The organism is Bombella pluederhausensis (assembly GCF_026385525.1).
GTDB lineage: Bacteria > Pseudomonadota > Alphaproteobacteria > Acetobacterales > Acetobacteraceae > Bombella > Bombella pluederhausensis.
Window position 1 is genome coordinate 137043 of sequence record NZ_JANIDY010000001.1, and the last position, 11786, is coordinate 148828.

The 11786-nt window shown below is 56.1% G+C and carries 9 protein-coding genes; 4 read left to right on the forward strand and 5 right to left on the reverse strand.

The window, feature by feature from the left end; genetic code table 11:
* Window positions 1–720: 720 nt before the first annotated feature.
* The gene (locus tag NQF86_RS00685; RefSeq protein ID WP_266115705.1) at window positions 721–2424 is read right to left on the reverse strand and encodes a Hint domain-containing protein; all 1704 of its coding nucleotides are present in this window, start codon (window positions 2422–2424) and stop codon (window positions 721–723) included.
* A 333-nt stretch (window positions 2425–2757) separates the two neighbouring features.
* Window positions 2758–3747, reverse strand: coding sequence for an aldo/keto reductase (locus tag NQF86_RS00690; protein ID WP_266115706.1), 990 nt, complete (start codon window positions 3745–3747; stop codon window positions 2758–2760).
* A gap of 232 nt (window positions 3748–3979) precedes the next feature.
* Here NQF86_RS00690 and NQF86_RS00695 point away from each other — a divergent pair, with 232 nt between their 5' ends.
* Together NQF86_RS00695 and NQF86_RS00700 are read left to right on the forward strand one after the other, a co-directional pair.
* Window positions 3980–5071: a CobW family GTP-binding protein gene (locus NQF86_RS00695; RefSeq protein WP_266115707.1), complete on the forward strand. Its 1092-nt coding sequence runs from the start codon at window positions 3980–3982 to the stop codon at window positions 5069–5071.
* Window positions 5068–6150, forward strand: a complete 1083-nt coding sequence (locus NQF86_RS00700) for a WD40 repeat domain-containing protein (protein WP_266115708.1) — start codon at window positions 5068–5070, stop codon at window positions 6148–6150. Before NQF86_RS00695 ends, NQF86_RS00700 begins: the two co-directional genes overlap by 4 nt.
* Before the next feature lie 54 nt (window positions 6151–6204).
* On the opposite strand, the gene NQF86_RS00705 is transcribed toward NQF86_RS00700, so the two are convergent.
* From NQF86_RS00705 to NQF86_RS00715, 3 genes are all read right to left on the reverse strand, one after another.
* Window positions 6205–7560 (reverse strand): chloride channel protein, encoded by a 1356-nt coding sequence (locus tag NQF86_RS00705; protein ID WP_266116410.1) that lies wholly within the window; start codon window positions 7558–7560, stop codon window positions 6205–6207.
* Window positions 7561–7737: 177 nt separating this feature from the next.
* The gene (locus NQF86_RS00710; RefSeq protein ID WP_266115709.1) at window positions 7738–8688 is read right to left on the reverse strand and encodes a cation diffusion facilitator family transporter; all 951 of its coding nucleotides are present in this window, start codon (window positions 8686–8688) and stop codon (window positions 7738–7740) included.
* Window positions 8669–9823, reverse strand: a complete 1155-nt coding sequence (locus tag NQF86_RS00715; protein ID WP_266115710.1) for a cation diffusion facilitator family transporter — start codon at window positions 9821–9823, stop codon at window positions 8669–8671. Before NQF86_RS00715 ends, NQF86_RS00710 begins: the two co-directional genes overlap by 20 nt.
* Before the next feature lie 36 nt (window positions 9824–9859).
* Between NQF86_RS00715 and NQF86_RS00720 the strand changes: the two genes are divergently transcribed.
* Together NQF86_RS00720 and NQF86_RS00725 are read left to right on the forward strand one after the other, a co-directional pair.
* The gene (locus NQF86_RS00720) at window positions 9860–9988 is read left to right on the forward strand and encodes a hypothetical protein (protein ID WP_266115711.1); all 129 of its coding nucleotides are present in this window, start codon (window positions 9860–9862) and stop codon (window positions 9986–9988) included.
* Window positions 9989–10002: 14 nt separating this feature from the next.
* Window positions 10003–11619: an NAD(P)/FAD-dependent oxidoreductase gene (locus NQF86_RS00725; protein WP_266116412.1), complete on the forward strand. Its 1617-nt coding sequence runs from the start codon at window positions 10003–10005 to the stop codon at window positions 11617–11619.
* Window positions 11620–11786: the final 167 nt, after the last annotated feature.

Below are 11786 nucleotides of genomic sequence, written 5' to 3' on the forward strand. Positions count from 1 at the left end.
TGAAGAACTGCCGGGTGTGTCGGAGGTTATGATGTAATATCCTCCGGAACCATCACCAATGATGAAACCATTTACGTCCTTATTCCCCCAGGAAAAGTCATAGCTCCCTGTAACAGTCCTACCTGTTGAGGGGTCTTTGAATGTGAAGTCCTGGACCTTTTGATCCGAGGGGCGGGTCGGGGTGTGATTTGTGAATGTCGCTTCTACGCCATATTTCTGATTGCTTATAATACCTTTATTACTTGAATCGACTCTCAGAGATGCAACATTTATTTTATATGATCCCGGTGCAACAACGGGTTTAGGATTTCCTGGCATAATGTCTCTCTCCAGAGATGCTAATTTTTATTTTTGGATAAGACAGTTTATTATATTAATCAACTTTCTATTTCTTTAACACAAAGTTAATTATTTTATATTTTCTTAAATATAAGTGTGTATATCAAATAAATTATTAATAATTAAATAGTGCGTGACCTACATAAAAGAGGAATGGCATAGAAATCATCTATACCACTCCCTTCCAGCTTGTCATCGCAATGATGTGGGTAGTTATATCATGCCTTATGGGCAGGCGGAGCCATCAGGGACTTGCCATAATGGTCCGCAATAGCAGCGATATAGTCCCTGAAGCGCTCTTTCTGGGAAGGCCCTTCCCCGAGCTACCTGCCATTCTTCCGAATGACAGGCATATGATGATTTTTGTGCAGTATGAGGGGGTTATCCAGCACTATTAAACATGAACTGCTGTGCCGTTTCATGCCGTGATGTTGGGAAGGGTGTGGTTTCGATGGGATAAGGACCTCCTGCCATGATTTTGATGGCCAGTAGGCCATTCTCCAGCCTGTCCGTCTCATATTGCTTGCTGGGAAGGGGCAGCATGGCAGCACCTTGAGTCCAACGCATAGGGACCGTTTCCAGATCAGACCATCCATCAAGCTGTGGTGCTGTCAGGTGGGTGTCAATGGTGATGGAACGGCCATTTTGGAAAAGAATAATCTCGCCAATGAGGACGCCAAGCAGGCGCCTGTCATCCATGAAAGGCCCGTGCACGTCATAAGGGCGGCCTGTTCTGGAGGTCAGAACAAGATGTTCTGTTCCAGCAGGAATTGAGAAGATTTTATAGCCGTTGGTCACGCGCTGCTCATGCAGAACAGTCCCTGTATCCGTAATCAGCTGAAAAGCGGCATCATCGGACAGGGCTTCGGCTTTGTAGGGATGTTGGACAGGGAATTGAAGGGTCTCTGCCCGCTCGAGGAGGTGATGAAACAGAGGAGCTACAAAATCCTGAGTTGTGTCCAGCGGTGCCGCTGCATCAGTCTGCCAAGATAGAGGTTTGGCGGAGACGTCATGTTCTATGACATTTTCATCAGGACGCTGACTATTCTGCCGGAAGCCATGCCGGTTTCCTGTATCGAGGTAGCTTTCTGTCAGGGCACCGTTTGAGATGATGATGCTGTGTTTCTCAGTTTCTATGTGGAAGATGTCGTAGCGGCTACCATGTGCTCTTTTCGTACCAGAAGGAGCATTGTCGGCGGTATCGAAATAGATTGAACGTCCGTTTACCATCATGCGGGCTGGTACGAAACGTCCTTCAAGAAAAAGGCAATGTTCCGCTGTAATCAGCAGGTCTGCAGAAGGGACACCGTCTGCCAGTGCATCTTTTTTGATGCATACTGGATAGCCTGCCATGTCCATCGGCAGAGAGGTATTGACCTGCACATGGTCCTTTCCAGTCCATGTAATGGCCTGTGGTAGTCTCTGGCCTGTTGCGGAATCATAGGTGAGGATCATGTCGCCACATTTTAGATCTTCAACCTTTCTGGGGCCTTCGGGTGTATCAATCAGGCTTCCTGCCAGAAAGCAGGTATCGAAGGTAAATTGTTCTATACGATTTGTATTAGGATTAATGGTGTAGGCGGTACCATCATCATTTTGGAGGAAGAAATAGGGATAAGGGTTGCCCCCTGAGAAGCCGCTACTTGGCCGCAAAATAAATACTTCGTTTTTTATGCCAGTTTTTAAATGTATATTGCTGTAATTATATGCTGATTTTTGGGGGTCGAGCAGCTCTGCGCCATCAATCTTAGACGAGGAGCTTCCTGCTACGGCAGATGTAATGATGTAATATCCGCCTTCCCCATTATTGATGATAAAGCTATTAGTTAATTTATTCCCCCATGAAACATTATAGCTTCCTGTAATAGTCTCGCCTGTTTTTGGGTCTGTTAAGGTGAAGTCCTGTACTGCTGTATCAGAAGAATTGGTTGGCGTATGAGTCGAAAAGGTTGCCTCTACATTATATCTCTGGTCGCTAAGGACAGCCGTTTCCCCTAAGCCGATGGATGAAGATGTTAAGGTCAGGGAGGCGATGTTGATCTGGTATGTTCCAGGGGTAACAATCGGTTGGGGATTGCCAGACATCCTGTAGCTCCGGGAAAAGAATAGGGGGATTGTGAAGTTTTATTTAATGGTAATGAAAATATTTATTAAAGCAATATATATTTTCTCTACAAATGAGAATGTTAAGAATAGTATTTCTGATATCTGTGATTTTCGTGCTCTGAAAGCTATATTTATATATAATTCATTAATAAATGTAATAGGTAGCAGTAATGAAAAATTGCTTCGTGTATGTCTCTAATCTGTCAATCAGGTGGTAGGGAATGTAGTGTTTTAAACGGGAGCGATAAACGAACAGGGTGGCAGAGAGAAGCCTGCCACCCTGTTCGTTCAGGTTCCAGCTTATTTCTGGTTTTATGCCTTACGGGCAGGCGGAGCCATGAAGGCAGGTGAAATAGGCGTTGGAACATGACGCTGGAGAATGGCGTCAATGTCCTTTTTGTCCTGTTCTGTCAGCTGCCAGCCGAAGACATCAGCCACACCGTCAATCTGTTCCGGCTTGCGGGCACCCCAGAGGGCAATGGTCGGTCCCTGATCCAGCACCCAGCGGATGGCCAGAACCATCAGGGATTTACCGTGGCGGTCTGCAATTTTTTTCAGGTCCGCAACAGCAGCGATATAGTCCTTGAAGTGCTCTTTCTGGAACTTCGGATCGCTGGAACGCAGGTCACTCTCCGGGAAGGTCTTGTCTGCCGTCATCTTGCCTGTCAGCAGGCCACGGCAGAGCGGGCCATAGGCCAGCGTGACGAGCTTGTGCTTCTTGGCGTAAGGCAGCACGTCCTTTTCAATCTCCCGCTCAAAGAGGTTGTAAGGGGACTGGACACTGGCCAGCGGGGCGACCTCACGGAAGATATCCATTTGTTCCGGGGAGTAGTTGCTCACGCCGAGGGCACGAATCTTGCCTTCCTTGTGCAGCTTCTGGAGCTCACGGGCTGTTTCATCAATCGGCGTGTTGGGGTCCGGCCAGTGGACCTGCTCCAGATCGATGGTCTCGACCCGCAGGCGGCGCAGGGAGTCTTCCACTTCCTTGCGGATGCGGGCCGGGCTGGAGTTGCGGAAAGGCTTGTGATCGTCATTCCAGTCCAGCGCCAGCTTGGTGGCGACACGGGCCTTATGGGGCTTCTCTGCCAGAGCACGGCCCACGACTTCTTCAGAATGACCAAAACCATAGACCGGGGCGGTGTCGATCAGGTCCACGCCTTCATCAAGGGCCCGGTGAATGGTGCGGACGGCATTGTCGTCATCTGGTCCGCCCCACATCCAGCCGCCAATGGCCCATGTGCCAAGCGCAACACGTGATACGGGTTTGTCAAAACCGGGAATGAGAATGGTGTTTTCATTCATGGGTTTGTCTCCATCAGATAATGAGGGCGGAGCTCATGGAATGAATCATGTCTTCGCCCGGACCCGGAGGGCGGCCCCTCGATCCTGCGGGGGCGGGCAAGGCCCTTCTGGCCTCTCTCTCCATATTGGGGTACGGGCGGATGGTTATGCAACCATCTGTTCTTCTTTTTGGTTTTGAGGAGGGAGAGGAGTATGCTCATCTCAGCTCTCAAGGAGACAAGGACAAGACATCATGGTTGAATCACAGACCAAAAAAATTCCCGTCACCGTTCTCACCGGCTTTCTGGGGGCCGGGAAGACCACATTGCTCAACCACATCCTGACCGCCGACCATGGGCGGAATTACGCCGTTGTCGTCAATGAGTTCGGCGAGCTGGGCATTGATAATGATCTGGTGGTCGATGCCGATGAAGAAATCTTCGAGATGAACAATGGCTGCATCTGCTGCACGGTGCGGGGCGATCTCATCCGGATTCTCAGCCGCCTGCTGCGCCGCCGTGGCAAGTTCGATGGAATCATCGTGGAAACCACAGGTCTGGCTGATCCGGCCCCCGTGGCGCAGACCTTCTTCGTGGATGAAGGCATCCGTGAAAAGGCCGAGCTGGATGCTGTGGTGACGGTCGTGGATGCCTACAACGTGTTACAGACTCTCAAGGAGAGCCCGGAAGCCGTCAATCAGGTGGCTTTTGCCGATGTCATCATCCTGAACAAATGTGACCTTCTGGATAAAGCCGCACTGGCCGAGGTGGAGCAGAAACTTCGGGCCATCAATTCTGTTGTGCGCATCCATCGCGCCGAGCGTGGCAAGGTGGCTCTGGATGACATCCTGAACCGTGGCGGCTTTGACCTCAAGCGTGCCCTGTCCACCATGCCGGACTTCCTTGAGGAAGACGAGCATGAGCATGACCACCACCATCATCACGATCATGATCACTGCGACTGTCACGATCATGGCCACCATCACGACCATGACCATCATCATGAGGCGGCTCATGGGCCGGGTGGGCATCACCATGCCCATAGCGAGGATGTGACGAGCCACTCTTTCACCGTGACGGAGCCGCTGGATGAAGAACGCTTCCACGCATGGATCGGTCTTGTCCTTCAGGAGCAGGGGCCTGACATTCTGCGGGCGAAGGGGATTCTGCACTTCAAGGGAAAAGATGAGCGTTTCGCTTTTCAGGCCGTGCATATGATGGCTGATGGCGATTACATCGGGCCGTTTAAAGCGGGAGAGGCGAAGCTGTCCCGCATTGTCTTCATTGGTCGCAAGCTGGACCGTGACCAGCTTCAGCGTGGTTTTGAAGGCTGCGTAGCCGTATGAGCGCCCCGCAGAGCAAGACCCTGTTGCAGACCCGTGGAGCTGAACGTCAGTTTGAGGCCCCGATAACGGGCGTTCAGGCCAGCCGGGACGGCGGTACATTCGCCGCCCTGACGATGGATGGTGAGATCATCCTCATCCCCCGTGATGGTTTGCGGGCACCCGAAGACTGGCGGGTGCTGCCTGTGCACGATGGTGCTGTGTCCTTCGCTCAGGGCTGCGGGAAGGACAGCTTCCTCAGCGGTGGAGAAGATGGCCGTGTCGTGGAGACACGGGCTGATGGCACCATGACGGAACGCTATGCGGGCCGTGGCTGGGTGGACTGTCTGGCAAGCACGCCCACGCATTGGGCATGTGCCAGCAAGAAAGACGTTCATCTCTACGCTCATGGTACGGATGAAGCTCTGAAGGTGCTGGAGCATCCTTCATCCTTGAGTGGCCTTGCCTTTGATGCCAAGGGCAAGAAGCTGGCTGCCTCGCACTATAATGGCGTGTCCATGTGGTTTGTGCAGGCGAAGGACTCCACTGTCCGCTCTCTGGAATGGAAGGGCAGCCATACCGGGCTGTGCATCCATCCGGGCAGCGAGGCTCTGGTGACAAGCATGCAGGAGAATGAACTGCATGGCTGGCGTCTGTCAGATGGCCACAACATGCGCATGAGCGGCTATCCCCGCAAGATTGCTTCCATGAGCTTCACCCGCAAGGGGCGCTGGCTGGCGACATCCGGGGCGGATGCGGCCGTGCTGTGGCCGTTCTTCGGTGGTGGCCCGATGGGTAAGCCGCCTATGGAGCTGGCCCGCCTGCCGGGGCTGTTCGTGACCTGCGTCTGTGCTCATCCCACGGATGACATTCTGGCCATCGGGTTTGAGGATGGCACGGTTCTATTGGCGGAAGTGCCCAAAACTGCCGATGAGGCAGCCGCTGGAGCAGATCGTATCCTGCCACTCTGTAATGGCCAGCGTAGTGGCGGCGCAGCCCGTGGTGCCGTGAATGCCATCGCCTTTACCCCGCAGGGCGGAGCCGTCATCTTCGGGACGGAAGAAGGCTATGTCGGGGTTGTGGACCTGTCTGCTCAGGGTTGATCCACCTTCAAGAGGGCCTGCCCGTTGGTACAGGCACTGGCAGGCCCTTTGTTATCAGTCTTTGGACTGTTTATTTTCTTCGTGCTTCTTCTGGAGATATCCTTCCTGCCGGGCCATGAACTGGTCAGCCAGCCGGCCATAGAGGGAGTGGGAGCAGACCATACGGGAGACACCGAAGGCCAGAAAGGCTGTGGCCAGCAGGGCGAGGGTGATCTGTTGGTTGTCGCACATTTCCATCACGATGACGGTGGCTGTCAGCGGGGACTGTACCACACCAGAGAAATAGCCAACCATGCCCAGCAGTACGACAGCGCCGGGCGCCGTAAGGGGCAGAAACTGGGCCACCCATCCCCCAACGGAAGCCCCGATGGAAAGGGACGGTGCAAACAGCCCGCCCGGAATGCCGGAACAGTAAGAGATAATGGTGGCGGCATATTTCATCAGGAAATAGGACATGTGCGGGTGGCGTGACCCATCAATCAGATGATGCGCCTGTGTATAACCTGTACCGAACGTGTCGCCGTGGCTGGCAAAGCCCAGTATGGCGAGGACGACCCCGCAGAGAGCCGTAAACAGGATGGGACGGTTCTTCTGAATATTCCCGATGAATCCCGGCAGCCCTTTGCCAACCCGTATGAGAATGGTGGAGAAAATACCACCACCGAGCCCGCCCAGAATGCCGCAGGCCAGCACGGCAATCCATGCCGTGCCGACAGGCACATCCACAGAGGCATGGCCGAAATAGGTATAGTTCCCGCCCGTCAGCACAATGGCCGTCACACCGGCGAGGACAACGCCTGTCAGCATCACGCCAGAAGTTCGTTGCTGGAAGGAGCTGGCCAGTTCTTCAATGGCGAAGACGATACCGGCCAGCGGCGTGTTGAAGGCTGCGGCGACACCGGCAGCGCCACCAGCTAGAATGATGCCCCGGCGGGTTGAGACATTGGCATGGCCCAGAAAACGGGCATAGGCGTTCATGATGGCCGCCCCCACCTGCACGGTCGGGCCCTCTCTCCCGATGGAAGCACCGCAGAGCAGGCCAAGGGTCGTCATGCAGATTTTGCCGATGGCAATGCGCAGGCCAAGGATGCGGTTGACGAGGGTAAAGTCTTCAATATGCAGCGTGGCGATGGTCTGCGGGATACCGGATCCCTGCGCTCCGGGGAAGAAGCGCTTCGTCAGCCACATGGAGAGAGCCAGACCGCTGGGAATGACAGCGAACATGACATAGGGATTCCAGTTATGGAGGCCCATGCAGAGGGAGCTGGCATAGTCCGCCGCCCGAGCGAACAGCCATGCTGCAATACCGACCGTGATGGCTCCGGCCCAGAAAATGAGCGTCCGCCGCCACTGTGAGGTACGCATTCGGGCCGAGCGGCGGAGATGCGTGATGCGGTTACGCCGCCTCATGGCATGAGGCGAGCCGGGGGCGGGCGCTGGAGCTGGGGCGCTTGGGGAAGAATCGGACACGTCTGGGATGGATCCGTCACGGGGCTGGAGTGAATAGGTTTCAGACCCTGTTTCGGACGGAGCCTTCCCTGCGGTCAAGGGGGCAGACGGTTTTGCAGACCAGCTGTGACATGCAGGCTACATGACAAGCACGCCACTGGCTCCCGGTTTGTGGCGTTTAGCGAGGTCTTCCGGCTCGACATGAATATGGATAGAGGACCGGCCCAGCACGGCTCGTATGGCATTCTCTATCCGGTCGCAGATGTCGTGGGCATCGGTAATGCGCATTTCATCAGGAACGATAAGGTGGAATTCCACGAAATAAAGGGCACCGACCCGCCTCATGCGCAGGTCGTGGGCTTCCAGTGCGCCCTGACCGGCCTGTGTGATGGTCTGGCCGACTTCATGAACCAGCTCTGGCGGTGGGGCTTCATCCAGCAGGCCGGTCATGGAGTGACGCATCATGCCAAAGCCTGTCCAAAGGACATTCAGGGCCACGAGCGTGGAGAGCAGCGGGTCCAGCCAGAGCCAATGGAGGATAGGGATGAGACAGACGCCAATCAGCAGCGCCAGACTGGCCCAGACATCGGACAGGACATGATCCCCGGCGGAACTCAGGGCTTGAGAGTGATGCTTTTTCCCCATCCGCCGCAGGACGAGCGCCCAGATGAGGTTGATGACCCCGGCAGAGGCGTTGAGCAGCGCACCGGGCAGGGGAGCTTCCGGTGCCTGAAGATGCAGCGCATCGTGACCGGCAATGGCCAGAATGACCAGAGCCGTGAGAACCACCAGCACCCCCTCGATGACAGCCCAGACATATTCCGCCTTGCCGTGCCCGTAAGGGTGGTTGTCATCCGCCGGGCGGGCAGCAAAAGCCACGGCCCAGAGTGTGCCGACAGAGGCCAATACGTTGAGGATGGTTTCTATGGCATCGGAGAGCAGAGCCCCGGAGCCGGACACGGCCCATGCCGCATATTTGATGCCCAGAACCACGATGCTGACGAGAATGGACAGGCGGGCCACACGCAGGCGCAGCGGTGTGGCACTGTCATCCTTGGGTAATATGGCTTCAGGCGTGGTGGTGGTCATGGTCGCAGTCCGTCTCTTTCGGGGCGGTGTGGGATGTCGTGCAGTCTGGCGTAGTACAGCCGATGCCTTCAGGCGGTTCTACCTGAAAAGTCGGGTGGCCAATGGAAAATTCTTCACGCAGCAGGGTGGTGGCCTGAGCTAAAAGATCAGCCGTTTTTGTTTGTGCTTCCAGTGCTGAATGGCCCTCTGGAGTGGGGTGAAGCACTAGATGAACCGTCAGGGCTGTTTCAGTTGTGCTGATAGGCCAGATATGGAGGTGGTGCAGATCGGCAATGCCGGGCAGGTTCCGCAGGGCGTCTTCCACGGCACGGGGAGCGATGGCCTGCGGGACACCATCCAGCGCCAGACCGAGCGCATGGGTCAGCAGGGACCATGTCCCCCAGATGATGAGCCCCGACACGATGAGGCTGGCGAGAGGGTCGATATAGGAGAGGCCCGTCAGTGTGATGAGCACACCGGCAATGACCACACCCAGCGCCATGAGCGCATCGGAGGCCATATGAAGGAAGGCCCCCCGCATGTTCAGGTCATGATGTGACCCTTTCATGAGCAGCAGGGCTGTGCCGCCATTGATGAGGATGCCGATGCCCGCCACGATGCTGATAGTCTGCCCCTGCACAGTTTCGGGATGAATGAGGTGCCAGATGGCCTGCCAGATGATTCCACCTGTGACGAGCAGAAGGATGGTGGCATTCAGCAGGGCTGTCAGGATGGTGGCCCGTTTCAGCCCGTAGGTGAAGCGTTCGCTGGGCGTGCGGCGGGCGAGTATCTGCGCCCCCCATGCGGCCAGCAGGCTCAGCACGTCCGAGAGATTATGGCCTGCATCCGCCAGCAGGGACAGGGAGTGCGCTGCCAGTCCCCATCCGGCTTCTCCAGCAAGGTAGAGCGTGTTGAGGATGATGGCGATGAGGAAGGTTCCACCAAAGGAGGCCGGTGCATGGACATGACCGTGCCCGCCATGATGGTGGTGCCCATGCCCATGCCCATGCCCATGCCCATGCCCATGCCCATGCCCATGCCCATGCCCATGCCCATGCCCATGCCCATGCCCATGCCCATGCGGTTCATGGTCGTGGTGGTGGGAGCAGGCTGTGCCCTCGGCCGGCTCGTGTGAATGGTGGGGCATGGATGTCATGGCGGACCCTGATAGGCACGAAAAGATATGAGAGGCGTGAGTATAAGCGAAACCTATCCAGCTTTCACCACTTTTCTGGTCCTGTTTCATGGTGTGGGGTATCCGGGTCACGCTGTATCCCCGCTTGCCAGTGCCCCGCTGCTGGCTCTAAAGGAACGGGCATGACAGCCTTTTCTCCCATGCTCCGCCTCAGCAATCTTGCCCTGCCTCTTGACCATACGCCGGATGAGCTCCATGCGGCCATTCTGGCCCGTCTGGACATAAAGGCGGAGGAGCTGCTGGCCTACCATATTTTTCGCCGGGGGCATGATGCCCGCAGGCGGGGGAATATCCAGCTTGTCTACACGCTGGATTGTGAGTTGCGTGATCTGGGGACGGTGCTGGAGCGTTTCAGCAAGGACCAGCATGTCCGCCAGACGCCAGATATGCGCTGGATTCCGCCGGTTCTTCCCCCTCATGCGGCAGATCATGCGCTGCGCCCTGTGGTGATCGGGGCTGGCCCCTGTGGCCTCATGGCGGCGCTCGTGCTGGCGCAGGCGGGGCTGAAGCCGATTGTCATAGAGCGGGGCCGTGCCGTGCGGGACCGCACGGTCGATACGTTTGCCCTCTGGCGGAAATCCCGTTTTACGGCAGAAAGCAACGTGCAGTTTGGTGAAGGTGGGGCGGGGACGTTCTCCGATGGCAAGCTCTATTCCGGCGTGTCGGACCCCCGTCATCTGGGGCGCAAGGTGCTGGAAGAATTCGTGAAGGCCGGTGCGCCGGAAGAAATCCTGACACTTTCCAAACCGCATATCGGGACGTTCCGGCTGGTAACAGTCGTGCAGTCCCTGCGGGCACAGATTGAGGCTCTGGGTGGGGAATATCGTTTTGAGACCCGGCTGGAAGGGCTGGAAACGGTGCCCTGTGACGGCGGTAAACGGCAGGTGACGGGGCTGCGCCTTTCCACGGGTGAGGTGCTGAAGGCAGACCGGGTCATTCTGGCGGTCGGTCATTCGGCACGGGATACGTTTGCCATGCTGCATGAGAGCGGCGTGCCGATGCAGGCCAAGCCCTTTTCCATCGGGGTACGGATTGAGCATCCGCAGGCCGTGATTGACGTGGCCCGTTTTGGACCGCAGGCGGGGCATCCGCTGCTTGGTGCGGCAGATTATAAGCTGGTGCATCATGCCAGTACGGGGCGGGGCGTTTATTCCTTCTGCATGTGTCCCGGCGGGCAGGTTGTGGCAGCGACATCGGAGAAGGGTCAGGTCGTTACGAACGGCATGAGCCAGTATTCCCGTGCGGAGCGGAATGCCAATAGTGGCATCGTGGTGGAAGTCCGCCCCGGTGTGGACTTCCCGGATGAGCCGCTGGCAGGCATTGCGTTTCAACGTCAGTGGGAGAAAGCTGCTTTTGTTGCTGGGGGCGGCGATTATCGTGCTCCAGCGCAGCGTGTGGGGGACTTCCTTGCAGGGCGGGCTTCCACCTCTCTGGGGGAGGTCGTGCCGTCCTATCAGCCGGGTGTGACACCGACTGATCTGTCTCTCTGCCTGCCGGACTTCGTGGTGGCCTCCATCCGTGAGGCCCTGCCCCGGTTCGAGCGGAAGATCAAAGGCTACAGCATGGATGATGCCGTGATGACGGGTGTGGAAACCCGAACATCGTCTCCCTTGCGGATTGACCGGGATGTGACAGGCCAGAGCCCTGCTTTGAGAGGTTTGTTCCCGGCAGGTGAGGGAGCTGGTTATGCTGGAGGAATCCTCTCAGCGGGGATTGACGGCATCCGTGTTGCGGAATGGCTGGTGGCCTCTCTGTAAGCAGGGATGGTCGCCTGTCTTCAGGTAAAAATAAAATATAACTTAATGAAAAAGGGAGATATTATGTCATTCGTGACATAATATCTCCTAATTACTTGCAGGGACTATCTCTGTTACAAATTTTTACCCAATTTATGCGCTAATTTTACCCTAATCCAGACCTATCC